21 protein-coding genes are annotated in these 26,162 nt (G+C 40.9%); 11 read left to right on the forward strand and 10 right to left on the reverse strand.

All coding sequences use genetic code 11. The features are described 5' to 3' along the window. Window positions 1–24: 24 nt before the first annotated feature. From QZT69_RS03545 to QZT69_RS03555, 3 genes are all read right to left on the reverse strand, one after another. Window positions 25–555 carry a hypothetical protein gene (locus QZT69_RS03545; RefSeq protein ID WP_294670573.1) on the reverse strand — a complete coding sequence of 177 codons (531 nt, stop codon included), beginning with the start codon at window positions 553–555 and terminating at the stop codon, window positions 25–27. A 73-nt stretch (window positions 556–628) separates the two neighbouring features. Then, a complete protein-coding gene (locus QZT69_RS03550; protein WP_294670574.1) occupies window positions 629–1,396 on the reverse strand; it encodes a cyclase family protein in 768 nt (255 codons plus the stop codon). 8 nt (window positions 1,397–1,404) lie between these two features. After that, complete coding sequence (locus QZT69_RS03555; protein WP_294670576.1) at window positions 1,405–2,208, reverse strand: M48 family metalloprotease; 804 nt, start codon at window positions 2,206–2,208, stop codon at window positions 1,405–1,407. Between the two features lie 126 nt (window positions 2,209–2,334). Here QZT69_RS03555 and uvrC point away from each other — a divergent pair, with 126 nt between their 5' ends. After that, the gene (gene uvrC, locus QZT69_RS03560; protein WP_294670578.1) at window positions 2,335–4,122 is read left to right on the forward strand and encodes an excinuclease ABC subunit UvrC; all 1,788 of its coding nucleotides are present in this window, start codon (window positions 2,335–2,337) and stop codon (window positions 4,120–4,122) included. Here the strand turns inward: uvrC and QZT69_RS03565 are convergent. Both QZT69_RS03565 and QZT69_RS03570 read right to left on the reverse strand, forming a co-directional pair. Continuing rightward, the gene (locus QZT69_RS03565; RefSeq protein WP_294670579.1) at window positions 4,119–4,775 is read right to left on the reverse strand and encodes a hypothetical protein; all 657 of its coding nucleotides are present in this window, start codon (window positions 4,773–4,775) and stop codon (window positions 4,119–4,121) included. The genes uvrC and QZT69_RS03565 overlap by 4 nt on opposite strands. A gap of 86 nt (window positions 4,776–4,861) precedes the next feature. Next, on the reverse strand, window positions 4,862–7,204 hold the full coding sequence (locus QZT69_RS03570) for a TonB-dependent receptor (protein WP_294670581.1): 2,343 nt from the start codon (window positions 7,202–7,204) through the stop codon (window positions 4,862–4,864). Between the two features lie 44 nt (window positions 7,205–7,248). On the opposite strand from QZT69_RS03570, the gene dprA reads away from it, so the two are divergent. The 3 genes from dprA to QZT69_RS03585 all read left to right on the forward strand — a co-directional run bounded on the left by dprA (window position 7,249) and on the right by QZT69_RS03585 (window position 9,992). Beyond that, entirely contained in the window at window positions 7,249–8,352 is a 1,104-nt protein-coding gene (gene dprA / locus QZT69_RS03575) for a DNA-processing protein DprA (protein WP_294670582.1), read from the forward strand. A gap of 55 nt (window positions 8,353–8,407) precedes the next feature. Continuing rightward, a complete protein-coding gene (locus QZT69_RS03580) occupies window positions 8,408–9,604 on the forward strand; it encodes a C1 family peptidase (RefSeq protein ID WP_294670583.1) in 1,197 nt (398 codons plus the stop codon). A 64-nt stretch (window positions 9,605–9,668) separates the two neighbouring features. Beyond that, window positions 9,669–9,992, forward strand: coding sequence for a BlaI/MecI/CopY family transcriptional regulator (locus tag QZT69_RS03585; RefSeq protein ID WP_294670585.1), 324 nt, complete (start codon window positions 9,669–9,671; stop codon window positions 9,990–9,992). A 49-nt stretch (window positions 9,993–10,041) separates the two neighbouring features. Here the strand turns inward: QZT69_RS03585 and QZT69_RS03590 are convergent, their stop codons facing one another. Both QZT69_RS03590 and QZT69_RS03595 read right to left on the reverse strand, forming a co-directional pair. Further along, window positions 10,042–10,470 carry a PH domain-containing protein gene (locus QZT69_RS03590; RefSeq protein ID WP_294670586.1) on the reverse strand — a complete coding sequence of 143 codons (429 nt, stop codon included), beginning with the start codon at window positions 10,468–10,470 and terminating at the stop codon, window positions 10,042–10,044. 30 nt (window positions 10,471–10,500) lie between these two features. Further along, the gene (locus QZT69_RS03595; protein ID WP_294670588.1) at window positions 10,501–12,606 is read right to left on the reverse strand and encodes a M43 family zinc metalloprotease; all 2,106 of its coding nucleotides are present in this window, start codon (window positions 12,604–12,606) and stop codon (window positions 10,501–10,503) included. 164 nt (window positions 12,607–12,770) lie between these two features. On the opposite strand from QZT69_RS03595, the gene QZT69_RS03600 reads away from it, so the two are divergent. From QZT69_RS03600 to QZT69_RS03620, 5 genes are all read left to right on the forward strand, one after another. Beyond that, the gene (locus QZT69_RS03600; RefSeq protein WP_294670590.1) at window positions 12,771–13,622 is read left to right on the forward strand and encodes a restriction endonuclease; all 852 of its coding nucleotides are present in this window, start codon (window positions 12,771–12,773) and stop codon (window positions 13,620–13,622) included. A 128-nt stretch (window positions 13,623–13,750) separates the two neighbouring features. Then, window positions 13,751–15,052, forward strand: coding sequence for a DNA cytosine methyltransferase (locus QZT69_RS03605; RefSeq protein ID WP_294670592.1), 1,302 nt, complete (start codon window positions 13,751–13,753; stop codon window positions 15,050–15,052). Next, on the forward strand, window positions 15,039–17,492 hold the full coding sequence (locus QZT69_RS03610; protein WP_294670593.1) for an ATP-binding protein: 2,454 nt from the start codon (window positions 15,039–15,041) through the stop codon (window positions 17,490–17,492). The genes QZT69_RS03605 and QZT69_RS03610 overlap by 14 nt, the downstream gene beginning before the upstream one ends. Further along, window positions 17,492–18,199: a hypothetical protein gene (locus tag QZT69_RS03615; RefSeq protein ID WP_294670595.1), complete on the forward strand. Its 708-nt coding sequence runs from the start codon at window positions 17,492–17,494 to the stop codon at window positions 18,197–18,199. Before QZT69_RS03610 ends, QZT69_RS03615 begins: the two co-directional genes overlap by 1 nt. Then, complete coding sequence (locus tag QZT69_RS03620) at window positions 18,196–18,861, forward strand: hypothetical protein (RefSeq protein ID WP_294670596.1); 666 nt, start codon at window positions 18,196–18,198, stop codon at window positions 18,859–18,861. Before QZT69_RS03615 ends, QZT69_RS03620 begins: the two co-directional genes overlap by 4 nt. Here QZT69_RS03620 and QZT69_RS03625 read toward each other — a convergent pair. The 3 genes from QZT69_RS03625 to mfd form a co-directional block, all read right to left on the reverse strand. Continuing rightward, window positions 18,834–19,508, reverse strand: a complete 675-nt coding sequence (locus QZT69_RS03625) for a hypothetical protein (protein ID WP_294670599.1) — start codon at window positions 19,506–19,508, stop codon at window positions 18,834–18,836. The genes QZT69_RS03620 and QZT69_RS03625 overlap by 28 nt on opposite strands. Window positions 19,509–19,573: 65 nt before the next feature. After that, complete coding sequence (locus QZT69_RS03630) at window positions 19,574–19,834, reverse strand: hypothetical protein (RefSeq protein ID WP_294670600.1); 261 nt, start codon at window positions 19,832–19,834, stop codon at window positions 19,574–19,576. A gap of 272 nt (window positions 19,835–20,106) precedes the next feature. Next, a complete protein-coding gene (mfd, locus tag QZT69_RS03635; RefSeq protein ID WP_294670602.1) occupies window positions 20,107–23,448 on the reverse strand; it encodes a transcription-repair coupling factor in 3,342 nt (1,113 codons plus the stop codon). A 263-nt stretch (window positions 23,449–23,711) separates the two neighbouring features. On the opposite strand from mfd, the gene QZT69_RS03640 reads away from it, so the two are divergent. After that, the gene (locus tag QZT69_RS03640) at window positions 23,712–24,236 is read left to right on the forward strand and encodes a DUF4382 domain-containing protein (protein WP_294670604.1); all 525 of its coding nucleotides are present in this window, start codon (window positions 23,712–23,714) and stop codon (window positions 24,234–24,236) included. Between the two features lie 213 nt (window positions 24,237–24,449). Next, entirely contained in the window at window positions 24,450–25,994 is a 1,545-nt protein-coding gene (locus QZT69_RS03645) for a T9SS type A sorting domain-containing protein (protein ID WP_294670606.1), read from the forward strand. The last annotated feature ends 168 nt before the right edge of the window (window positions 25,995–26,162 follow it).

Below are 26,162 nucleotides of genomic sequence, written 5' to 3' on the forward strand. Positions count from 1 at the left end.
TCTCCAATATCCTGTTCCCTGTTGTTAAACTTTCATTCCCTTAACAACGCGGTCTTTACGTTTTGTTTTCTGAAGCTTTTTCAAACGCACCTGTAAGAATGCGCTGCTTCCTCCGGAAGCAATGGTATAAGTTTCACCGCCGTATTCCATGGTTCCGCCATTATTCTTCCAGTCTGCAACCAGATAGTACTTCCCGCTTGTTTGTGTTGCACGGGTAGCAAACTTTACTACACGGCCCGAACCAACTTCAAAACGAACAACTACTTCATTGTTTGCGCCGATTTTTTCAAAAACACCTCTTGTATTTGAAGGAATAATGATGCGGTCCTGTGTTTTGGATGAACTAACTACCAACTCTCCTGCACTTCCTGTCCCCTGGTTCCCGGAAGACTGGCTTTTCTCCAAAATAATATTGGAAGAAGTGTAGAACTGAACCTTCGTCATGTTCTCAGGTGTTAAATCAAAATCCTGTTTTACCTGGTCTGTGTAAGGAATTTTTTGAGCACAGCTTGCAAGAAGAAGAGTCAAAACAGCAAAAGCAAAAAATCGTTTCATGGTTAAAAAATTTGTCGTTCTTGAGACACCAAAAATAGCGCCATTTTTTAATTTCTAAGCAAATATAATCTTTTTAATCCTCTGCATTTCGATGAAGCGGAAACAAAACCGGCCTGCTGGGTGTAGCATCATTTACAAAAGGTGCTGTCTGCAGGTTCAACATGTATTCTCCATCCAAAACATCATCCGGAATAAAGATCATTTCCGTAATGGTCCGGTCGAAGCGCTGCTCATTAGGAACTCCCCAAAATCCGTGATGAAAAGCCAGCTCGCCATCGTCCTTTTCCCGATCCACAGAAGGTGTGTCGACTAACAAATGAATGACCCCCAATTCGTTTAAAAGCGGTAAAATGTTTACATCGCAATACGCCGGATTGGTGTCTGAATAATTCAGATGCATCTTCCCTTCTTCATTCGGAAGTGTGCGGATAAGCAGGGCTTCACTTTTTAATCCTTCCAACTGAGAAGATATACTTGCCGCCGTGATAACGCGATCAACAGATCCGTCAGCCTGTAAACGGATTTCAGGCGCAACGGTAATAACCAGCGCAGGATACAACAACTTGTCAATTATTCCATTTACGGAATGCACTTCAGAAGTAATGTGCCCCAAACATTCTGTGTGGGTTCCGTGTCCGTGCGGGTTGAATTGGATGTTGCGGAAATTCACGCTTCCTCCTTCAGCAACTGATCCGACCCAGCCATTCTCACGAACAGGTTCGATAACAGGTGGTGAAACATACCAGGCACGGACATTTTGTTCCGATCCTTCCAATGGAATAGAACAATCTATCCCTTCATTCGTTAAAATATAGCTTCCGTCTCCGAGAAATAATTGCATATAAGTGTTTAAGGTAATTTGGCTATGACCTTTTTATACTCTGAAGTAAAATCGTTTACTCCCTGGCAGGCCATTTCAATTCTGTAATTTCTAAAATTTTCGATCCGGTTTTCCGGATTCGGGTGTGTGCTCAAAAATTCCGGTGTGCGGGATCCTCCGGCAGCATTGATCTTTTCAAAGAAACCTGCACCGCCATCTGCCGCATAAACCGTAGGACAAAGGTAAGTTACCGAACCTTTATCCGCCTCCGACTCATGATTACGGGAGAATTTCAAACCAACCAACCCGGCTGTGATCTGCGACAATTGCTGGCGGTTTCCTGCTACAATCGCAAGCAATACTTCCACTCCGTACATTTGTGTCATCTGGCGTGTTGAATGACGGAAATCAGCATGAGCAATCTCATGTCCCAATACTCCGGCCAATTGAGATTCGTTATCCAGGTATTTCAAAATACCGGTATATACGTAAATGTATCCTCCCGGAGTACAAAATGCGTTCAATGTGCTGTCGTCTTTGATAATACGCAGTCTCCACGCAAAATCATTTTTATGCTGTACCTGTCCCGAATTCAAAATCGTGTTGCGGATTTTGTACAAGTACTGGTAAACCTCTTTGTTTGAAGCTGAATCCAATATAGGGTATTCCTTCGGGTTCCCATCAATCTCAGCGGCTACCTGCGCTCCCAATTGACGATCCTGGTCCACCGGGAAAAGATTAAACCCCGATCCTAATTTTTTAGATCCGTTACAATTCATCAAAGAACCTGCTCCGGCTACTAACAATAAAGAAAAAACAATCACTCTTTTCATACTACCGACATTTATACAAAAATAGATTAATTCCCAAAACTTCTGTTGCAAAGCGTTTATTTATAAACACAGCATATCCCGATTTTCAGACATCTTGTTTAACTTTACATGGTGGAGGACAAAAAAATGGACATCGGATTAAAATTGAAAACGCTTCCTGATAAACCCGGAGTGTACCAATATTTCGATAAGAACGGGACCATTCTATATGTTGGAAAAGCAAAGAACCTGAAAAAAAGGGTTTCTTCCTACTTCAAAAAGAACCACGAGCACGCAAAAACTTACATTCTTGTCAAGAAAATTGCCGATATCCAATACATTGTAGTGGATTCGGAAATGGATGCCTTGCTGCTCGAAAATAACCTCATCAAAAAATACCTTCCGAAATACAATATCCAGTTAAAGGACGATAAAACTTATCCCTGGATCTGCGTCAAAAAAGAGCCGTTTCCAAGGGTTTTTTCTACGCGTGTTCTGGTCAAAGACGGTTCCCGTTACTATGGTCCGTATCCGAGCGGAAGAGTCATGCACACGCTGCTGGACCTCATCCGCGAAATGTTTCCGTTAAGAACATGTGCACTTGATCTGGCAGCCAACAAAATTGAAAAAAGCGCTTACAAGGTTTGTTTGGAATACCACATTGGAAAATGCAAAGGTCCCTGTGAAGGAAAACAAAAAGCATCCGAATACAACGAAATGATCGAGCAGATCGAAGGAATCCTGAAGGGGAATATTTCGAGCGTTATCCAAAATTTAAAACAATTGATGAACCAGGCTTCTGCCGATTTCCGGTTTGAGGAAGCCCACGATATCAAAACCCGCATTGAGATCCTGGAAAAATACAAGGCAAAATCAACAGTGGTTTCTCCGACCATTCACCAGGTGGATGTAGTTTCCATGGTAGAAGACAATGACATCGTTTTTGTGAATTACCTGGTGATCAATCATGGGGCCATCATTCATGGAATTACGGTCGAAGTAAAGCGAAAATTAGACGAGACCCAGGCCGATATCATCACTTTCGTATTGCCCGAACTGCGTGAGCGTTTCCAAAGCCAGGCAAAAGAAATCCTGGTTGAAACAGATGTAGATTGGGAAATGGAAGGTGTTAGATTCTTTGCGCCGCAGCGCGGAGATAAAAAAGCATTGATCGATTTGTCTCTTAGAAATGCCAGGTCATACCGCATGGAAAAGATCAAACAGGAGAAAATCAAAGATCCTGAAAAACACACCAACCGCATTTTGGAAACCATGAAAACCGATCTGCGTTTGAAGGAACTTCCGGTCCATATTGAATGTTTCGATAACTCGAACATCCAGGGAACAAATCCGGTCTCGGCCTGTGTTGTTTTCAAGGATGCGAAACCCAGCAAAAAGGATTACCGCCATTTTAACGTACAAACCGTGGAAGGTCCGGATGATTTTGCCACGATGCGTGAAGCTGTTTACCGCAGATACAGAAGATTACTGGAAGAAGATCAGCCTTTGCCGCAATTGATCATTATCGACGGTGGAAAAGGACAATTGGGTGCTGCACTGGAATCCTTGGAAAAACTAAACCTGCGCGGAAAAATTGCCATTATCGGAATTGCCAAGCGGCTGGAAGAATTGTTTTACCCGGGAGACAGTCTGCCGCTTTACCTGGACAAGCGATCTGAAACACTGAAAGTCATTCAGCATTTAAGAAATGAGGCTCACCGTTTTGGAATTACCCATCACCGCAACCGCAGAAGCAAAAGTGCATTGAACAACGAACTGGAAACCATTCCGGGAATCGGCGAAAAAACGGTGCAGGATCTGATCAAGACCTTCAAATCCGTAAAGCGTGTAAAAGAACAAAGCGAAGAAAGTTTAGCTTCCGTTGTCGGGAAAGCGAAGGCAAAAGTGATCGTTCAGTTTTTCGGATCGAATTAGACAAAAAAGAACATTACCAGGATAAGCCCCAAACCAGCAGATGCAATTACTCCAAAAACAATAGCAGGTATCCCAAAACCATAACTCAATCCCTTGAATGGTTGTTTAACCGGATTCTTTCGCATAGACCTTAGGACAATAAGTGCGAAAATCAGGGCGATAAAAAATCCTAATGCCACGCCGATTAAGGCTTCAGCATAGAAAGTAACAAAGAACATACAAGCGATTGCTATGCTCCACATTCCCCAAATTCCCCACATCAGCGGGTGCATTCCTCGTTTTGGTTCCTCCGCGTTTTCTTCTTTTTTAGTGATTTTGATTTCCGGAGTTTCAATCTTTTTATCCATATCCGTCTGCTCTTCTGATTGAACTGACTCATCGAATGTGTTGTGATCATCAATTAGCTCTTCCTTCAAAACATCCGGAACTTCAATAATTAATTGCTTCGGGACACCAGAATCCGGCTCTGCGATAATAGCCGCGAAACCCGTTTTTGATTCCGATTCTTCCATTTTCGGATTTTCTTCCCAACCAGTTCCCGTTTTGATTTTCCGGTTCCATTCCACATGATATCCATTTCCAAAATGGCGTTTGGTAATGGTGCAGGAACATACAACCGTTGCGAAGATGAAAAAAAACAAGCGCTTTTTCATAGTATAAGTTTCTGATACAAAGAAACAAACTACTCATTAAAAGCACGTTGCAATTTTCCGTACTCAATTAATTCTATCCGTACAACTCACAGTTTATAACTCAGCTGAACCATAAACGATCTTGGCGCCTGGATATCTCCCGGCCGGGTCATATACTCCGCATTCGCGATGTTATTCACTATAAAGGCGATCTTGTATTTTTCCTTGTAACAATAACCGATCCGCGCATCAAACACGATTGTTGGCCCGTTGTTTTCTTTCCGGTAATCTTTCAGCCCCGGGAGAATCTCCTGTCCCAAAAATCCGTTTTCAAAAATCGCATCCACGTTTTTCATGTAGCTGTTAAAACGCATCGACCCTCCGATACTGATCCCTTTCCACTCCAACTGAAGATCTGCCTTTGCCAGGTGATTAAACCGGTATTTCAGCATGTTGGAGGAAGTGTCTGAAAAAGTGGATCGGTAAGCAGAATCCTGGTTTTTCGAGATCGGGTTCATGTAGGTGTATCCCAATAAAGCCAAAACCCGGATCGGTCCGATGGTTCCTTCCCCTGAAACCGAAATTTCAGCTCCGGCTATATCTGCAGATTCTGCATTTTGTGCCCGGAACCCCAGCCATTTTTGAATAAATCCCGGTGAATTGGGGTTGAGGCTTAATGGTATTGAATCCGGTTTGTACAGCCCGAAGGTAAATTCCATCATGTTGTCATAGTGATTGATAAATCCGGCCACATCCACAAATCCCTTCCAGTTTCCGATCTTTACACCTTGTTTTATTCCTAATTCTGCGGCCCATCCGGTTTCCGGTTTTAAATCCGGGTTGGCAAAAATGAGCAGGCCTCCGACCGAAGTGGTGGTGTATCTTTCCGCAACACTCGGATAACGAACCCCCTGCCCGAATGAAGCACGTAAATGCGTGTGTTTTAGAACCGCATAATGAATCCCCGCACGGATAATCGGTCTGATCGGTATTTTTTTCGTAGAATCTTTTCCGAAATAATAATCCGAATCTCCCTGTCTTCCGTCCTGCTGGAAATATTCCCCGCGGATTCCGGCAACGATGTTCACTTTTTTCCAGTTCTTTTCTCCCTGCAGGTAAAGTGCCCCGTTCAGGGAATTGTGGTCTCCGAATAAATACGATCTGACTTCATTGGCGATGGCGGTCACTCCGGTTGTCAAAACCCAGGAGTTGTTGTTCCAGCCGCGCTGGAACTGGTAGTCACCATACCAAACTTCCGATTTGGAGCTTTGTGAAAGATTGGTGTAATTCTTATTATCTATGAAATAGAGCCTTCCCCGCAATTGGTGCTTGTTCCCAAATTTATCCACATATTTCACACTCGGATCTACTGACAAACGGATTCCACGGTTATAAGTTAAACTCGAACCTGTTACGCTGGTGTCTGCTCCGCCGAAAGGCTGGTAAGCCAAAGAATCGCTTTGCCAGATGATGAAATTCCCGGTTTTTTGCAGCTGTGCATTCCATCCGAGTGAAGCTTTGAAATTTTTAATTTTCTTCGGGCGGTAGCTGATGGTTCCGTTGAAACGTCCGCGGTCTTCCGTTTCCCCCTGGCGGTAACCGTCGTTGGTAAATCCGTAAGCTCCAAGTGTCAATCCAAAACGCCCGAACTGCTTGGAAAAAGTAACATCACCCTGGTAGAACATGGGATTTTTATTCCACCATTTCAAACTTGCACGTTTCGGATTATCATAAATTCCTCCCTGCACCTGGACATTCAAACTGGCTTTTTCCGTCGGTTCGCGCTCAATCAATGAAATCATCCCGTTCAGTGCTCCCGAGCCATATAGTACGGAAGATGCTCCTTTGATCACTTCAATCTGCTGGGCATTCTCAATCGGAATAGAATTCCATTTTGCATCTCCCACATCAGCGGAAAGCAGCGGGATTTCATTCCAAAGCACCAAAACCCGGCTTCCTGCACCGTAAGTAAATCCGCTTCCGCCGCGAATACTTACCTGCCCGTCCATGGTATATGCTCCCGGAACCTGGTCGACCGCTTGTTCCAGATCTGTTATTCCTTTATTGGCAATCAACTCGGGTTTTATAATGTCTAAAGAAATAGTCAATTCCTGCACCGATTGTTTTCTGCGGGAAGCAGCCACAACTACGGGACCGATATCCTGAACAGGTGTCAGAGGTTTTAAGCGGATGGCTTCAATCCGGGTAGAAGTGATGATTATCGTATCCGGGTAATAATCCGTAGCCGAAATAATACAAGTAGCAGGAAACGCTTCGATCCTGAATAAGAATTCCCCGTTCTCATTGGTAAAAGTACTAACTCCGCCTTCGATTGACAGCTGTGCAAAAGGAATCGGTTCTTTGGTTTCTTCGTCGAAAACAGTCCCGACAATCTCCTGAGAAAAAAGTGTAATGGGGGCTAAAAAAAGTAGGAGCAGCACTTGTTTCATACGGGTGTTTTTTCTTATATTCAATAGACCAAAGTACCAAAAAATTGAATTTTACAACTATTCATCATCAAATTGCACTTACCTTTTTAAGTGGTATCGGAAGTCGAAGAGCACGAGTAATCGTTTCCCATTTCAATGATCTGGAAGCATTCTTTACGGAAAAGCGGTTGAACCTGGCCAAAATTCCGGGCATTCCCGCAGATTTTGTTTCCATGAAATTGAGACTGAATGCATTGACGGAAGCAGATAAAGTCATCCGGGAACTGGATCGGATTGGCGGGGAAACTGTTTTTTTCACCGAGAAAAACTATCCGCGAAGATTGAAACAATGCGCCGACGCGCCTTTACTGCTTTATACCAAGGGAAATATTGACTGGAACCCGGACAAACTCGTCTCAATCGTTGGCACGCGCCACGCAACCGATTACGGAAAAGCGTTGACTCAGGAACTCATCGAAGGGCTGGCAGCTCAAAACGTAACCATTGTGAGTGGAATGGCTTACGGAATCGATATCCACGCTCATCTCGAAGCCCTGAAGCGAAACCTCCCGACCTGGGGAGTTTTGGGGCATGGTCTTTCGAAAATGTACCCGAGCGAACACCGTAAAATTGCAGAACGCATGCTGGAATCAGGTGGGATCATCAGTGAGTTTATTCCTTCCCAAAAACCCGAACCTCCGCATTTTCCCATGCGGAACAGGATTGTAGCCGGTTTAACCGATGCCACCATTGTGGTTGAAAGCGGAGAAAAGGGAGGATCGTTGATTACCGCATCACTGGCTTCAGATTATAACCGCGATGTTTTTGCTTATCCGGGAGATATTTCAAGACCTTTCTCCAAAGGCTGTCTAAGCTTGATCCATAAAAACCAGGCAACATTGATCCGGAATTCTGAGGACCTGATCAAAAGCATGAACTGGGAACCGAAAGAACAACTTCCCGGTCAGCAGCGCGCTCTATTTGTGGACCTGAACGGAAGGGAAGAAAAAATCATGGCTGTGCTGAAAACCAAACCGGAACTGACCTTAGACACCATCGGTTATTTGTCCTCTCTTCCCGTTAGCGAAGTTTCCAGCGACTTGTTAAGTTTGGAATTCAAGGGCTTAGTCCGCTCGCTTCCCGGAAGGCGGTTTCAACTAATACATTAAATAACAAGTCTGTTTGCAGGTAAATTTCTATTTTAGGGGCCATTAAACTAGAAAAATGAAAAAACATCTTTTATTTGGAGTCTTGGCTCTGAGTACCCAAATTACCTTTGGACAAACAGTAACAAACGCCGCAGATAGTAAGTACCAATTCACCAAAGTTGCTCAGTTGGACGCAAATCCGGTTGAGAACCAGGGAATGACAGGAACATGCTGGAGCTTTTCATCTTTGTCTTTCTTTGAAAGCGAATTGATCCGTTTAGGTCACAAAAATCCGGCTGAGCTGGCTGAAATGTATATTGTTCGCAAAGCTTACGAATCAAAAGCAGACCGTTTTATCCGTATGGACGGAAAAATTAACTTTAGCGAAGGTGGTGCATTCCACGATATTCCATACGTGATCAAGCGTTACGGAATTGTTCCGAAAAGTGTTTACACGGGATTGATGAACGGAAAAACGACTTATAACCATGAAGAATTGTTCGCTGTTTTGAACAGTTTCATGCAAACAGTTCTTGCTGAAGTTCAGAAAGGTCACGGAATCGGGAAAGAGTGGAAAAAAGCATTTTCTTCTCTTTTAGATGCTTATTTAGGTCCGGATGTAACAGAATTCACATTCGAAGGAAAAAAATACACACCGATGACTTACGCCAGTTCTTTGGGATTGAAAATGGACGATTATGTTTCCATTACTTCTTTCAGCAACGACCCGTTCTATGAGCCGTGTGAAATTGCTATTCCTGACAACTGGGCTTGGGGTGACAGCTACAACGTTCCTTTGGAAGATATGGTAACCGTTGCAGAAACTGCATTGAAAAATGGCTACACTTTGGCTTGGGGAGCTGACGTTTCCGAGAAAGGGTTCAACTTCCGCCAGGGTATTGCAATCGTACCGGAAGATGAATCTACGATCCAAACCCGTGGAAAAGACAACAAGTCGTTCAACGATGCCGGAGCTGCAAAATCATCCAATGCATTTTTAGAGCCGGTAAAAGAAAAAGTGATTACACAGGAGCTGCGCCAGGATGGTTACGACGGAAAAGTAACAACAGACGATCATGGAATGCACATTGTTGGGTTATTCAAGGATCAAAACGGTACGCGTTACTTCCTGGTGAAAAATTCCTGGGGGACGGATAATTTACCACAAGGTTATCTGTATGTTTCCGAGAACTATTTCCGTTTAAAAACGATTAACATTTACTTAAACAAAAACGGTTTAGATAAGGATTTAAAGGTAAAACTAAAATTATAAGTAAATAGTTTGGTGGAATCAGTTTTTTTGTTAGATTTGTCACATTACCACAAATTATTATAACATGGAAAGACTAACACCCGCTGAAGAGAAAGTCATGTTAAGACTTTGGAAACTGGAGAAAGCAACAGTAAAGGAAATTGTTGATATGTACCCAAATCCGAAACCCGCTTACAACACTGTCTCTACTATTGTAAGAATCCTTGAACGTAAAAAATTCATCAAGCACAAACCAATGGGAAGAGGTTACATCTACCTTCCGAAAATTGGCCGCGAGCAGTACCGCGATTACCTGGCGGACTACATTTTGAAGTTTTACTTTGACGGAAGCCGAAACGAGATTGTTTCTTTTTACAACAGCACTGTTTCACTCAACGAAATTTTATAATACACCTAAGGAAACCCTGGCGATACATGTCAGGGTTTTTTTAGTTCGTTTATTTCGAGACCACTATTTCCGGGTTGCGTTCCAGGATCGCCGATAGAAACAACTCATTCGTAGCCGGACTGATGTAAATTTCATCGTATTTCCCGAATTTGATGATCAACCCTTTCGCTGCAGTTGCCGGTTTTAATCCTGCGTACATGGTTTTTCCTTTTGCAATTTCACGGATTTCAGGGATCCTGATTTTCCCCCTGATCGGTCCGCTGCGGTAGATCAATTCTGTTTCCGTCAATTGATAGTACGTTCCGAAATAAATCCAAAGCAATAAAGCACTAATTAGCGAGAAAGGAATCACGACCCAAAAATCTGAGCGCTCAATCCAACCAAAGATGAGTCCGCAAATTGAAAACCCCATGAGAAATACCACTGATCCTAAAACCAAAAGACTGAAGAAAACACTTTTTCTACTGGAGAATTTCATACTTCGTTAGAATTGAGTGGTTTAAACTATTTACTCTATGATCAACCGCGTCAGGAATTGAGATCCGTTTTGGGTAATCTCCACCAAATAACACCCGGATTGCAAACTCGTATTCAGTTCCGCTTCGTTTCCGGAGAGTTCTTTTTGGTAAACCAATTTTCCCTGGATATCTCTAATTGCTAAAAGGGCATTTGAACTGCTCAAGCCTGAAATCCCAATCATTCCGCCTTTTTGAGAAGGATTCGGGAAGATGCTGACTCCCGAAAGTTCGTTGTCCGAAATTCCCAATACGCCGTCAATCACAAAGTTGTCGAAATAGAAGTTGTTCGAATAATTTGACGCAACAAACTCAAATTTAAAGCGTGTTTTGGTATCCATCGCAGTAGAAGTGTGTGGGAATGAAACATGCTTCCAGTGATTTTGAGCAGGTGTATATGCCGAGTTCTGCGCTGCAAAAGCGGTGATCAAAGCCGTATCTTCCATGATGATATTCTTCTGAATCCAGGTTTTACCGCAATCCCTGGAATAATAGATCTTCAATACTTCTGTAGCAGAATCCGGAATTGCTGCCGAACCATAAGCATAATCAAATGAAACTGTTACTCCGGTTGTGTTAGACAAATCAAACGCCGGCGAAACCAGGTTATCTTTATTTCCATTAATCTGCATCGGATCTGCCAAACAAGGATTCGTTGTATCCGGTTCATAGTGGTTTCCCAGGAGAAAACAACCCGAATTCTGCGTTCCGCTGGTTGGAATTCGCTGGAAATAACCACTGTCGTTATTTACATTCTCGCTCTGCCAAAAATTTCCCGACTGGTCAAAGTGCTGCACCGTTGGTCCTGTGTACTCCGGCCAGCTGCCACTTACGTAAACAACACCGCTTTTGGTGGTTGTACTCGATCCGTTTGCGTTGGTAACCGTCAATGTAACATCATAATATCCCGGATTCATGTAAGCAGTTTTCGGATTGGCAAGCGTGGAGCCAGACGGACTTCCACCGGGAAACGACCACTGATAACTCACCACATTCCCCTGACCGGAAGCATTTAAAAAGGATACCGAATCACCCACACAGGTAAACATTCCGAAAGTGGTTCCTAATCCGTAAGTTTTCACCCCAAAATCTGAAGACGGAACGGCTGTTGAAGCAGGCGGGGTTGCGCCAGCAGTTCCGGTTGCTGCTAAGTTTGCAGGTGTCCAAAGCTGATCCCGGCCATACAACGGGCTTTCAGCCACACTGCGCATCAATGCTGCCTGGCCTTTTGTAAACATGGCCCTGCAATATCCAAGCACCATAAAATTTTGATACATGTCCGGAACATCGTATCCCCAATAATTAAAGCTTTCCGCGTAGAGTGAATCGTTACAAGAATTTTGCGGGATCGAACACACATAATTCATGGAATGATGCGGCGTGTCAAAAATCCCGTCGGAGTAACCGCAATCATTGTTGGAAGGAATGGAGCTCTCGGTTTCCGTTAAATCAAACAAGCCAAAATAATGACCCATTTCATGCGTCAGGAAATGACGCATTGCGTTCCCTGCAGTTCCTATGCTTCCTACGTATGAATTCAGTAGCACAATGCCTTGCGTACAGGAGTCTGCATCTGATAAAGGATTCGTTGAAAAACCTGCTATCCCGGAATAATTTAATGTTTTAACCACCCAAATATTGACATAGTGATCGGAATCCCACTCATAAATCATAGAGTTTTCATCAGCCCTATTCGTCAGCGAACTAAAAATCCGATTTATTCCATTCGTCGGATTTCCGCTAGGGTCAATGGTTGCCAAGCGAAATTCGAAGTTTACGTCCCCCAGAATGGTATCAAAAGGAGCTGTTACAAGCGTAGTATCGTTATTCAATTTCTGAAAATCTGCATTGAGGTTTTCCAGTGCGTCCAAAATCTGCAGATCAGAAATATTTTCACTTCCGTATTGATGCAACACGTGAAAAACCACCGGAATGATCTTCAAATCAGTTGATTTCTGAGAATGAGTCAAAAGCGATTTGATTTGTTTGAGCGATTCTGTATCGGTATTCGGATGCTGACAAGTCAGAGTTTGCTGTGCGTTTAGCTGCAAAACTGCCCCCAGCAAACAAGCGATTAGCAAGGTAGATTTTGTTTTCATAACCGTAGTTTGGTGCAAGCTAAGGGTTTTTGCCGATAGTTGAAAGACAGGTGTTTGGAAATTGATTGAAGGGGGGATGTGGTTGAGGGAAGGGGGGGGAAGCATTAGAGAATGATTTCGTATTATTGATGTTTATTAAACTACTTCACTTTAATATTCTATTTATGACTTGGCAAGAATATCAAGCAGCCGTAGGAAAACTATACGAGCAAATGAACGAAATGGGAGTTGTCAAAAACAATGTTTATTTACCAGATAAGATCACTAATCAAAAACGACAAATTGATACTTTATGGGAGTTACAATTAGGAGATCACCAAATACGTATTATAATTGACGCGAAGAAAAGCGAAGAAAAAATTGATGTTAAAGATTTAGAAGGGGTTATGGGTTTAGCTCATTCAGTTAATGCTAACAAAGTTATTATCGTCACAAACAATGGTTGGACGGAGCCGACAGAAATCAAAGCAAAATTTCACGATGTCGATCTAAAGATTCTCACAATAGAGGAAGCTTTGGATCTTGTTGTTCCTAATAAATGGTTTATGTGCTATGAATGTCCGGATGAATGCGTAGTAATGGATAGTGATGGAGTATTGTACAGAGAAAATATAGACTTATTCTATGATTGGTACGCCGGTAAATGTAGAAGTTGTAATGATATTTATTTTCATTGCCCACAATGTGGAGATCGTAAAATATTTGAAGATAAGGAAGAAGAATACGAATGTAATTGCGAGCATGTTTGGAAAAAAGAAGGTGATAAATTATTTATTAAGTTCAACGATCTTCTTGACTTTCGAAGAATTGATAATGTAAAGCAAGTTCCGGTGGAATTCATTTTTTGTATGTTACGTTATCCAAAAGAGTATTGGGCACATTTAATATTCTCAGTTTTTAACATAGATACCGATAAAGGAAACGATGTTTTTGTTTCCATCGGTCCAAACGGACAATTTTCATTACCCGATGGTGTTGACGAGGATGGTCCTTATTTTTCTTGGAACATTAATTAATATTCAACTTAATAAGACAAATTAATAGGGAATACTACTTTATTATCATTTAAAAGTCAATATCTTTCATATTACGTAAATATTTTACGTTCAACAAAAAGTATTTTTGTATATATTACGTAGTTTCTATGAGTAGAACCAAATTTGATTTCACAGATTCATTGATTCAGAATCCAATTTTAAATAATCAGCAAATTAATCCCTCTTATAATTATATTGATTTATTTGCAGGTTGCGGAGGATTGTCTCTTGGTCTGCACAATGCTGGATGGAATGGTATTTTTGCTGTCGAGAAAAGCCCAGACGCATTTCAAACACTTGAGTATAATTTAATTATCAATAAAAAACACTTTTCGTGGCCTGAATGGTTACCTCAGAAAAACCTTGAAATTAACGAGGTAATTGATCGATATCGCTCAGAATTAAAGCTTCTAAGAGGAAATGTTGACTTGGTTGCCGGAGGTCCGCCCTGTCAAGGTTTTTCGATGGCAGGTCGCCGCAATGAAAATGATCTTAGAAACAACTTAATTAACTCGTACATAGAATTTGTAAAACTTGTACAACCTAAAATGATTTTTTTTGAAAATGTAAAGGGCTTCACAATGGAATTTAAAAAGAATAAAGAAAAAGGTGTCGCATACTCTACATTAGTAACTCAAAGCTTACGAAAAGCTGGATACATTGTGAAAGGACGATTGGTGAATTTTGGTGACTATGGTATCCCTCAAAAAAGAACACGTTTTATCCTTGTAGGATTACAAGAAAACAATCCAGAAGTAACCCAAGAAAAAGTTGATTCTTTTTTTGAAATGCTGGAGAGCAATAAATTTTCTTTCTTAAAGAAAAAAGGAATAACTCCAAATACAAGTTTAGAAAATGCAATATCTGATTTAGTAAAATCTAATGGACAGGCATCAACTCCAGACTATAAGAACTTTAAATCTGGAATATATGGTAAATCTTCTTGTGGTTTTCAAAAACTAATGCGTAAAGGAGTAAAAGATAATATTCCCGATAGCCATCGCTTTCCTAATCATTCCTCAGAAATTATAAAACGATTTTCAGAAATTTTGGAATCCACCAAGGACAGAAGAAATTTTGATGTTAGTAAAACCATTCGTGAGAAATTCAATATTAAAAAACACACTATTATTCCACTAAACAGTCAAGATAAAAGTCCAACAATTACTACCTTGCCAGACGACTATATCCATTATTGCGAACCCAGAATTCTAACAGTTCGTGAATATGCACGAATTCAGAGTTTCCCCGACACATATATTTTTAAAGGAAAGTATACTACAGGAGGAAAAAGGAGAACACAGGAGGTCCCAAGATACACGCAGATTGGAAATGCTATTCCTCCACTTTTTGGTGAACAAAGTGGTACAATACTAAAGCAATTATTAGCACCTCATGTCAAAGGTTAAATTTCGTACTAATGTACTTTTGAAAAGTATTATTGGTAAGGATTTAATTACCGACGATAATATTGCTGTATTAGAGCTTCTTAAAAATTCTTTCGATGCAGGATCAAATAATGTGGAAATTATTTTCAGGAAAGTTGTCTCACCTCTTGATGATGAATCTTATAAAAAAGAAAATGATTCTGAAATTTTAATTCACGACTCGGGAAAAGGAATGTCCCAATATGATTTGGAGAATAAGTGGCTTAATATTGCATATTCTGAGAAAAAGGAAAAGCGAGAGGAATATGGGAGAATTTTAGCTGGAAATAAAGGCGTGGGTCGCTTTTCTTGTGATCGTTTAGGAAAACATTTGGCTATTTACACCAAAAAACGCGGAAATTCTATCATTAAATTAGTTATACATTGGGAGCAATTTGAAATTTCAGATGATATTAACCTAAACATTCAGGATGTAGAATTAGATTTAATCGAGGTTTCTCAAAAAACTTTTGTAGCAGAAACAGGATTTCCACCTATGAGAAGTGGAACCTTATTATGGATATCATCTTTGAGAGAGAGATGGGATCGTGGAAAAATTTTATCATTAAAACGACAAATTGAACGATTGATAAATCCTAATCAATCGTTCAATGCATCTAAATTTGACATTATGCTTAAAGCAGATGAATTTTTAGATCTTGAGAAAGGCATATCTTATTCCGAAAGGGTTAATGGGCCTGTGAAAAATCGTATTTTTGAAAAACTTGATTTTAAATCAACTAGTATCCAATCTAAAATAAACAGTAGTGGAAAGTACATCATCACTGTTTTACAAGATCGAGGAAATACGATTTTTACTTTGGTAGAAAAAAACCCTTTTCATCATCTAAAGAATATAAGAATTCATTTATATTATCTAAATCCATATTCCAAAGCTTATTTTACAAAACAAACAGGGATGAGATCTTTTGAATTTGGATCAATATTCTTATTTATAAATGGTTTTAGAATTCCCCCATACGGTGATTATGGCGATGATTGGTTGGGGATGGAAAGTCGGAAAGGGCAAGGAAGAACAAGATATTTAGGAACCCGAGAAGTTATCGGTAGAATTGAAATCACTGATGAAGACGATGATTTCAAGATTATTTCCAATCGTTCGGGTGTTGTACATGATGAGATTTTCACGCAACTTACTAAAAGTAGTTCCCCTTTCGGATATTACTATAAAATATTCAGACGATTGGAGCGATTCGTCGTTGAGGGTATAAAATGGGATAGCGTTGTTGAAAAGAACAGTTTTAAATTAGAAGATGAAGTTTTGAATGATCCAACATGGGATGAAAGCAGAGAACTTTATACTGAAGATTCACTAACACGAAATAAGCGAATCCTAAGGGTTGTCGAAAATATAATTGATTCAAAAAAAGACGATATTTTACGTTTGAAAATAAACCAAAATTTTGTGGCTGAATTAATTGAAGTTCAGGCAAATAAAGCAAGGTTAGATCTTGAATTTATCATCGATGAATTGTCGAATAAAGAATTATCTCCCAAAGAACTTTCCACTTTTATACAACGTTTACAGATTACACAAAAAGAAGTAGATTCTTTCCCCGCTAATTCTAAATCTAAAGATCTTAATGAGGTTAATGATGACTTAAAAAATAAAATCGAAGAACTTGAGACATTGAACCAAATACTAGAAGAAAAAGAACGAGATCGACAAAGATTAGAAGCTGAACTTCAAATAGAAAAAGAAAAAAACACTTATCTACTTGCATCCAAAAGAACATTAAGTGATGATGCTAAGGGTCTTATTCATAACGTTAAATTAACAAGTAAGCGATCAAAACAAAATGCTCAAAACCTTTATGACTCAATTATTGAAGATCGTCTTAAAAAAAATATTGCTTTAAAATGGGCAAGTGAAATAATTTATAACTCTGATAAAGCTTTAAAAATCTCAAATCTAATAACTAGAGCGAATTTTAAAGCAAATTCGGACTACCAAGATGTTAATATCATAAAATTCATAGTACAGTATTTTGAATTATATAACTCAATGTATGAAGAAAATGAATTGATTTTTACAATTGAATCAATTGATGATGAGTTTACTAAAAGAATAAGTATTTTGGACTTATCTCTTATTCTGGATGACCTCATCTCCAATTCTGTAAAAGCGGGAGCTACAATAGTAAACATAATGATATCAAAAATCGATTCATCTTTAAGAATACTATTCTCAGACAATGGTTGTGGATTAGCCTCTAAGTTTCAAGATAATGAAGAGCTTATCTTTGATTTAGGCGTTACAACGACTGATGGATCGGGTATTGGACTGAATCATGTTAGAAAAACACTAGCAAAGATGCAAGGGACTATAAATTATTCCGGAAATCACCCTCAATTAAAGGGTGCTTCTTTTGAAATATTAATTAGCAAATCTTACACATAATGAAAACCCTACTAATCATTGACAACGACGATCAGACTGAAGCTATAGATAAAATTAATAGCATTGCCCAAAGATTTAATCTTGGAATTAATTGTATTCAATTTAATGTCGGTTTACCTGATGGCAATGATGTGGTCAACGAACAGGGTCGAATAGACTTAAATTTAGTAATGGAAAAATTTGAGAGAGAATACTCTTCAAGAAGATTCCACATGATTGCGTTTGATTTTAAGCTTAATGAACCCGAGGAAGAAAAAAATTTTGTAGATGGTGTTTCGTTGATTAAAAGGTTTAACTCTCTTCACCGATTAAAGAATTCTAAGAAAATTCTATATTCATCTGAATTAAATGAAATCGTTGAGACATACTTAAATGATTATCGGGATACATCAGATTTCGAATCGGCTTGGGGCAAGTTCAAGACTCTTATTAATCTTGAAATTGTTGATTTTTGTAAAAGAGAAGATTATGAAGAAAAGGTAGTTGAGCACATTAAGAAAGTTCATGATCAAGGAGATGATTTCTTAATTGAAGAACTTAAAGGAAACGGTGATCTTAAATTAAATGCTGCGGTTGACGTATACGAAGGATTAACACTAAATCAGATAGCAAAAAAAATAGAAGAAGATGATAACCTTTCTGAATCGTTCAAAAAGAAAATATTAGCGCTTACCATTGCACATCTCTCTCATCTGGACAACGAATGAAATTATATATTATTTTTCCTAAGGATTCAACCACCGATTTTCTGGAAGAGATTGTAAATTATCTGGAAGATAATCTAATAACCTCCTCAATAAAGGTTTTTAGATTAAAATCCGAGGCAGATCATAGACTTATTTTGGATAATGGTCAAGCGTTGTTTTCTGAAGATTCAACTGTATTATTTATGGGTCATGGTATGAGCTCGGCAATAAGTGGCGCATTAACTATTGATTATAATCATGGCGTTTTAATTCAAGAAACTGAACTAAGTTTATTCCAAAAGCGTAGACTCATATTATTAAGCTGTAGATCTAACGAATTCATCTTGAAATATTCTTGGGGAGCAAAGCTAAAAGGAAGTATTGGTTTTCCAAATCTTGTTACAGATGATTATGATAGATACGGTACAGAAGATCGTTGGATAAATGAAGTCACTGAACGAGATATTGAAAATTACAGAAACGACATCGTTGATGTATTAAAGTATTCATTAGAAGACTACCTAGAGCAGAAACTTTCTTTTTTTCAGCTCTATAAAAGGATCAAACTTAGAGCTCAGAGAAAACTTATTTCATATTGTAAAACACTACCAAATTCAAATAGAACAGCATATTGGCATATGTTAAATGATTTAAGTCATGGAGTTGTCATTACTGGTAATTGACTAAAAAATAAGCATTGTTTTTTTAGTAAGCAGATCTCGCACAACGGTTTCCTAGCCTTACAAATCAAAGCTGCAAAATCCAATATTCCCCAATTAATTTCTTTCGAAAATTCAGTATCAGCAATTTTATACGCCAAATCTTGTAGATAGGGATCATAACGTATATCAGCCATTTTTCGTTCACCAAAATAACGTTCTAACACGCGCGCCATATTTACATCCAAAAGCGGGCTTCGCTTTTCAAAGATCAATAACTCGATAGCATTCGCAATGTATTGTCCCAAGAAAGGTATTTCATCTAATGAAGACCGATCTTTTGGGAGAATTCCATTCCGTTTGACCATTTCAACCGCTAATGCATACAATCTTTTGGATCGTTGCTGGTACAATCCAATAGGTTTTAAATAATCTCCAATTCGTTCAGGACCCGCATCAACAAGTGAATGCCAACTTGGGAACTTTAACAAAAAACCATCATAATATTTTGAAATGGTTTCTGCTTTGGTTCGTTGCAAAAGAACCTCTGCTATAATCAATTTGTATTTGGAGAGTCCTGGCTTTCTCCAAGGAAAAATTCGTCCATTAACTAGGTACCAACCTAAAAGCTGTTCTTGAAAATATGCAATATTCGATTCTTCCTGTCGCATAAATACAAGTTATGCATTGATTATTTTGAATCTATTGGTTTTAACAAGTTTTAGATGTCTCAAGTTTAACCATACTCCCAAACAAAATCCCCCACCGTCTCCTCTTCCTTCTCATACTTCATTACCATCAGTGAAGTGATTCGGTTTACCCAGCCTGTGATCTCCGATTCAAATTCCAGTTCTTGCAAAAAATTCAGCTTAGGATCGGCCGGATCGAAATCGTTGAAATAAAAGAGCATGTCTGTTTTAAAACTGTCTGCATAGGAAGAACCGATGTCCTCCAGGCAGTTTTTCAATGCGCGGATTTTTTCATCACATGTGAGCATAAGTGTCTGTTTCTGACAAATATGCTGTTGGCAATCCGTAAGGTATTTACGTGCTAAATTCTCTTTTATTTCACCACAAAGAACTCATGAGCCGCCAAACTACGTATTTCAAGCAGCACTTCCTTCGAAAAGTGTAATTCCGGGATATCGTTGGTGCATTTTTTACAGAACATTGTTTCGTTTTCAGTTAATAATTACACTCACCACCCTCCTTTATCCTCCCTCGAGGGAGGAAATTTCTAACCCTCCTTTTTCCATTAAGGAACTCGTGATTATTCCACAATTTCCCCCAGCCGCTCAAATGCCTGGTCCATATTCATCACGTTGCTGTAAATCAGGCGCAGTTTGTCGTTTTTCTCACTCATCTTGCAGTCCTTCGGGTTGCTTTGAACGTACTTCAGGACTTGCGTGAAAATCGGCGACTCGTAGTATTTGCTCTGCGGATTGGACACAAAATAACCGATCATGGAGCCTTGTTTGATTACGAGTTTCTCGAAGCCGATTTCCTGAGCCAGCCAGCGCAGTTCGAAGGAACGAAGTAACTCTTTCACTACTCTTGGCAGCGGACCGAAGCGGTCGATCAATTGCTGCTTGTAATTTTCAATCTCTTCTTTGGTTTCGAGGTTGTCGAGGTCCTGGTAAATGCTCAGACGCTCGGATACGTTGTTGATGTAATCTTCGGTAATGCGCAGCTCGAAATCGGTCTCCAGGACGCAGTCTTTCACGAAGTGCGCGCCCATTGTTTCGGTGTTGCGGTCGTCGTAGAGGTCTTTGAATTCTTCCTCTTTCAGTTCGTCCATGGCTTCGTTGAGGATCTTTTGGTACATCTCGAAACCGATCTCGGAAATGAATCCGCTCTGCTCACCACCCAACAGGTTTCCGGCTCCGCGGATATCCAGATCTTTCATCGCAATGTTGAAACCGGAACCCAAATCGGAGAACTGGACCAAAGCTTCCAGGCGTTTGCGCGCTTCGGAAGTCAACAAACTGATCGGTTGTGAAATAAGGTAACAGAATCCTTTTTTGTTGGATCGGCCCACGCGTCCGCGCAGCTGGTGCAGATCACTCAACCCGAAGTTGTGTGCGTCGTTAATGATGATCGTGTTCGCGTTCGAGATATCAATCCCCGATTCAATGATCGTTGTGGCCAGCAAAACGTCGTATTCGCCCTGGATGAAATCCATCATGATCTTTTCGAGCTGTTTCCCCTCCATTTGTCCGTGACCGATTGCCACCCGGACTCCCGGACACAAGCGCGAGATCATTCCGGCCATTTCCTTGATATTCGCCAGGCGGTTGTGCACAAAATAAACCTGTCCGCCGCGGCTTACTTCATAGGAAATAGCATCCCGGATCGATTCTTCGTTAAACGTAATGACTTCCGTTAGAACCGGCTGACGGTTTGGCGGCGGTGTATTGATGATACTCAAATCGCGGGCACCCATGAGTGAGAATTGCAGCGTTCTCGGGATCGGCGTTGCTGTGAGTGTCAGTGTATCGACCGTTGTTTTCAGGGTTTTCAATTTGTCTTTTACAGCTACTCCGAACTTTTGCTCTTCATCGATAATGATCAATCCAAGATCCTTAAATTTCACCTTATCGCTGACAATTTTATGTGTTCCCACCAAAATATCGATCTCACCGCTTGCCACTTTTTTCAGGGTAGCCGTGATTTCCTTCGCAGATTTGAAGCGGTTGATGTAATCCACATTTGCCGGAAAATTCTTCAGGCGTTCCGCAAAAGAGCGCGCATGCTGATGACTCAGGATCGTGGTGGGAACCAGAATAGCTACCTGCTTGCTGTCGGCCACTGCTTTGAATGCCGCACGAATAGCTACTTCTGTTTTTCCGAAACCAACATCCCCGCAAACCAACCGGTCCATCGGCATGGGTTTTTCCATGTCCTCTTTTACGGCCTGCGTTGCTTTCAACTGATCCGGAGTGTCTTCATACATAAACGAAGCTTCCAGCTCATTTTGCAGGTAAGTATCGGGAGAAAACGCAAATCCGGGTTGACTTTTGCGCTTTGCGTACAATTGGATTAAGTCGAAAGCCAATTCCTTGATACGCTTCTTAGTCTTTTGTTTCAGCGTTGCCCAGGCCTGCGTTCCCAGTTTATTCATTTTCGGAGCAGCTCCGTCTTTTCCGGTAAATTTCGAAATGCGGTGCAAGGAGTGAATACTCACATAGAGCACATCGCCGTCTTTGTAAACCAAACGAATGGCTTCCTGCGGTTTTCCGTTCACATCAATGGTTTGCAGCCCGGAAAACTGTCCCACTCCGTGATCGATGTGCGTCACATAATCGCCTTTCTGCAGGTTATAGATTTCCTTTAAAGTCAGCGCCTGCTTTGCCTGGCGGAAACCTTCCTTCAGTTTGAAACGGTGGTAACGCTCAAAGATCTGGTGGTCGGTATAACAAACCAGCTTCAGCGAAGGCAGAATAAATCCTTCGTGCAAAGCAATATTCATAGGCTCAAATTCCACTTCTGCGCCAATATCTTCGAAAATCTGGTACAAGCGTTCGATCTGTTTCGGCTGATTGGAAAAGATCAGGTTTTCTGCTCCTGCTTTTTTACGGGCAATCAGGTCATCTTTCAACAGGTCAAAATCCTTGTTGAATGTGGGTTGATGAAGCGTTTCGAATTGAATGACTTCCGAAGCTTTGAATGCATATTCCGGTCCGATCTCCACAATAGCATGCACCGGAAGGCGCTCTTTCCAGTCGGAAGGATGCATGTACAATTCGCTCGGTAAACTGTGTTTGATCGTGTCTTTCGGAAGTGAGTCGTAAACGGTTACGGCCTTTTCGTAATCCTTTTCCAGAGCCGCTTTTACCAGGTCGTTGGATGCCAGCCAAATGGTCGTTTGTTTCCCGATGAACTCCAGGAAAGTCCCGGTTCCGTTCAGAACCAACTGGCGCTGCACATTCGGAACCACCGAAAAATGTGTGTGTGTTCCGACCGACAACTGGGAAACCGGGTCAAAAGTCCGGATCGAATCCACCTCATCTCCGAAGAATTCAACCCGGAAAGGCTGGTCATTCGAAAAAGAGAAAATATCGACAATTCCTCCGCGGATGGAGAACTGTCCGGGCTCATACACAAAATCCACACGTTCAAATCCGTATTCCAGGAGAAATTCATTGAAGAAATCAATGGAATAGCTTTTCCCGCGTTCCACACGCATGGTGTTTTCGGAAAGTTTCTTCTGAGTCGGTACGCGTTCGAACAAAGCCTGCGGATAAGTAACTACCCACGTGTTCTTCCCGGTATTGATCTTTTCCAGTACTTCGGCACGCGCCACCACGTTGGCATTGTCTGTTTCCTCCAATTGATAAGGCGTGCGGTAAGAAGCCGGGTAAAAGTAAATGTGCTTATTGTCCGGGTACAATTGTTCCAGGTCGTTGAGAAAGTAAGCCGCCGTTTCTTTGTCTTCCAGGATGAATAAATGATTTCCCGGAACCTGCTCGCAAACAGAAGCTGCCGCAATGGATTTGGAAGAACCGATCAGTCCTTTCCAGTGAATACGAATTTCTGCCTGCTGCAATAAATCAGCTGTTTGATCGAGTCCTTTGAGTTTTTTGAATCGTTGTAAAAATTGTGCCTGGTCCATATTTTGAATAAACAGTTTAGGGGACACAGCGCACTGTACCCCCTTATAAAAGTTGGTACAAAGTTCGTGAATTTTTCCTGGAATTGGTCCGTGGTAGTGGCGGAAAATTTTCCGCCACTACCTATGTTTTACTTTTTTGAAACCATTTTTTTCAAAATGAAAAAAGTTTGAAGACCTTTTTTATTCAAATCCCTTTAAAACCGGGCTTTCTGTTTTTTGGCACAGCATTTACTAAGTGTTGGCACGAACGAAAATTAAGAATTATGAAAACGACATATTTTGTGGTGTTGGCATTAGTGGGAATGTTGGGGATTTCAACTGGGTGCAAGAAGAAAGAAGGAACAAGTCAAATGACTGTGAAGATGGTGGACGCGCCCGGTGATTTCCAGCAGGTAAATGTAGAAGTGTTGCAGGTTCAGGTTCATCACGATGGGCAGGGCTGGATCAATCTTCCTACTGTAGCAGGAGTTTACGATCTGTTGACCTTACAGAATGATGTTTCTGCAACCCTTGTAAATGCGGGAACACTTCCTTCGGGAGATTTGCAGCAATTGCGCCTGGTACTGGGAGATGAAAACAATGTGATGGTAGATAGTTTATATTATCCTTTAGCAACACCTTCAGCACAGCAATCCGGATTAAAAATTAATTTGAACTCCAATTTCGCACCGAATACGCAGTATGAACTGGTACTCGATTTCGATGCAGAGAAAAGTATTGTGATCCAGGGAAATGGGTCTTATTCCTTAAAACCGGTTATCCGCGTTTTATCGATCAATCCTCTTTAGGTGTGGTGTAATAAGTAGTAGTAGTATGTCCACAAAAAGCCATTCGTCTCCGCGAGTGGCTTTTCTTTTTAGGGCAGGTCAGACATTTGCTTTAATCAACCTCTTATCTCTTCAAATAATCCAATTGCTCCGATCCGTCAATAAAACGATCATTTAACCAACTATAATTGCGACCCGGGCGTTCAGTGTTATTATTCACTTAATAACTCAATTATGAAAGCAATCATTACTTCACTTCTAATCCTGGGATCGGGCGGAGCTTTATTCGGACAAGGCTCGCTGACTGTCACATCCTCCAATGATAACGTTAAATTCTCCGTTTCGAATAATGGAATGTTCTTCAGCAACCCAACAATCAACGGCGGATACTTTGTGCCAAAAGACAGTTTGGTAAGTTCTATCTATTCCATGGCATTTATGGCTACCGGAACAGATGTCAACGGAAATCTCAAAGGCGCAGTTTCTCAATTCATGTATTCGGATTTTTCTCCGGGACCGTATTTGCCGAATGCCGTCAACTACAATGCTCAATCTTACCTGGATAAATACCAATCCTCTATATGGATGATTAACAAAGCACAAATTGACGAACACAAAGCTCATTGGATGGATCCCGGTTATGTGGTTCCGCCGTTTATTGCCTCCTGGCCTGGAAATGGAAACACCGGTAACGGCGAAAGTCCGCTTCTTGCTCCATTCCGTGATTTGGACGGAGACCACATTTATGAACCTGAAAGCGGAGATTATCCGTTGATTCGCGGAGACAGAGCTATTTATACCATTATCAATGATGGAAAAGGCGCACATCCTTCTGGGTTGGACCAGGCAGGAATAGAAGTGCATATGATGTTCTACCAATACAACGATTCTACTGATGCTGCTTTAACGAATACCGTTTTCTTCCAAACAACCGTTTTCAATCGTGGAACAAACTTTATGAATGATTTCCATGTGGGTCATTTGGCTGATTTCGATCTGGGCAATCCATACGATGATTATATCGGAACAGAACCGGGAAGAAACCTGATCTATGTTTATAATGGTGATCTGAACGACGAGAATTTCTCCGGAAAACCCGGTTACGGTGCATACCCCCCGGCTGCAGGAATCCTGACCCTCGACGGAAATTTAAGCTCTAATATTCAGATTACAAATGCGTCCGGTTTCAACACCCCTTCGAAATACCATAACGCCTTAAATGGTCTTTTACCGGATGGAAGTCCGTTGCTCGACGGGAACAATCAGCCAACCACTTATATTTACAACGATATTGATCCGACTATAGGATGGAACGAGTTTGCCGGTATTCCCAATCCTCCCGGAGACCGCAGAACAGTTGCCGCGCACGACGGAGTTGTTTTTGGTCCGGGAAAGATTCTTTGTTATAACAATGCGGCCATTTTTGCCAGAAGTTACGAAGGAAACTTAACTTCGAGTGTAGACAGTTTGTTCCATGTTGCCAACCACATTCAGCACTTCTACAACGAACAGAATTTCTATTGTGAAACACAGTTCCTGGGATTACAGGAAGAAGAAAAGCTGACCTTTTCCATTTACCCGAATCCTGCCAAAGAACAAATTCACATCGAAGGATTGACGGTTGGAACATACCGCATCATCAATCCGGAAGGAAAAGAGGTTCTTGCCGGAAACTTCGAAAATACGATCATTCAAATTGATTCACTGAAGAACGGTTTTTACATTCTGGAAATTACTGCCGGAGGAAAATACGACCGGAAACCTTTTGTGAAAGAATAAGATCCCGAAAATTCTTTTTCTGCTCAAAACCCTTTCTCGGCTGAGCCGAGAGGGGTTTTTTCGTTTTGTCGAAACTTTTTTGAAAAAATCAATCATTTGGAATGAACCTTTGATGACCGGCTGAGTAATCCTTTTAGAAACCAAGAGGTCAAGCGCGCTACGCTTACG

This window comes from uncultured Fluviicola sp., assembly GCF_902168135.1.
Classification (GTDB): Bacteria; Bacteroidota; Bacteroidia; order Flavobacteriales_D; family Crocinitomicaceae; genus Fluviicola.

Bases quoted from the DNA above. Each gene is read 5' to 3' on its own strand.
- QZT69_RS03640 (WP_294670604.1), top strand. From the start codon at position 23,712: ATGAAAACGACATATTTTGTGGTGTTGGCATTAGTGGGAATGTTGGGG.
- QZT69_RS03585 (WP_294670585.1), top strand. From the start codon at position 9,669: ATGGAAAGACTAACACCCGCTGAAGAGAAAGTCATGTTAAGACTTTGG.
- QZT69_RS03550 (WP_294670574.1), bottom strand. From the start codon at position 1,396: ATGCAATTATTTCTCGGAGACGGAAGCTATATTTTAACGAATGAAGGG.
- mfd (WP_294670602.1), bottom strand. From the start codon at position 23,448: ATGGACCAGGCACAATTTTTACAACGATTCAAAAAACTCAAAGGACTC.
- QZT69_RS03620 (WP_294670596.1), top strand. From the start codon at position 18,196: ATGAAATTATATATTATTTTTCCTAAGGATTCAACCACCGATTTTCTG.
- QZT69_RS03565 (WP_294670579.1), bottom strand. From the start codon at position 4,775: ATGAAAAAGCGCTTGTTTTTTTTCATCTTCGCAACGGTTGTATGTTCC.
- QZT69_RS03630 (WP_294670600.1), bottom strand. From the start codon at position 19,834: ATGCTCACATGTGATGAAAAAATCCGCGCATTGAAAAACTGCCTGGAG.
- QZT69_RS03610 (WP_294670593.1), top strand. From the start codon at position 15,039: ATGTCAAAGGTTAAATTTCGTACTAATGTACTTTTGAAAAGTATTATT.
- QZT69_RS03600 (WP_294670590.1), top strand. From the start codon at position 12,771: ATGACTTGGCAAGAATATCAAGCAGCCGTAGGAAAACTATACGAGCAA.
- QZT69_RS03645 (WP_294670606.1), top strand. From the start codon at position 24,450: ATGAAAGCAATCATTACTTCACTTCTAATCCTGGGATCGGGCGGAGCT.
- QZT69_RS03595 (WP_294670588.1), bottom strand. From the start codon at position 12,606: ATGAAAACAAAATCTACCTTGCTAATCGCTTGTTTGCTGGGGGCAGTT.
- QZT69_RS03545 (WP_294670573.1), bottom strand. From the start codon at position 555: ATGAAACGATTTTTTGCTTTTGCTGTTTTGACTCTTCTTCTTGCAAGC.
- QZT69_RS03615 (WP_294670595.1), top strand. From the start codon at position 17,492: ATGAAAACCCTACTAATCATTGACAACGACGATCAGACTGAAGCTATA.
- QZT69_RS03625 (WP_294670599.1), bottom strand. From the start codon at position 19,508: ATGCGACAGGAAGAATCGAATATTGCATATTTTCAAGAACAGCTTTTA.
- QZT69_RS03555 (WP_294670576.1), bottom strand. From the start codon at position 2,208: ATGAAAAGAGTGATTGTTTTTTCTTTATTGTTAGTAGCCGGAGCAGGT.
- QZT69_RS03605 (WP_294670592.1), top strand. From the start codon at position 13,751: ATGAGTAGAACCAAATTTGATTTCACAGATTCATTGATTCAGAATCCA.
- QZT69_RS03580 (WP_294670583.1), top strand. From the start codon at position 8,408: ATGAAAAAACATCTTTTATTTGGAGTCTTGGCTCTGAGTACCCAAATT.
- QZT69_RS03590 (WP_294670586.1), bottom strand. From the start codon at position 10,470: ATGAAATTCTCCAGTAGAAAAAGTGTTTTCTTCAGTCTTTTGGTTTTA.
- QZT69_RS03570 (WP_294670581.1), bottom strand. From the start codon at position 7,204: ATGAAACAAGTGCTGCTCCTACTTTTTTTAGCCCCCATTACACTTTTT.
- uvrC (WP_294670578.1), top strand. From the start codon at position 2,335: ATGGACATCGGATTAAAATTGAAAACGCTTCCTGATAAACCCGGAGTG.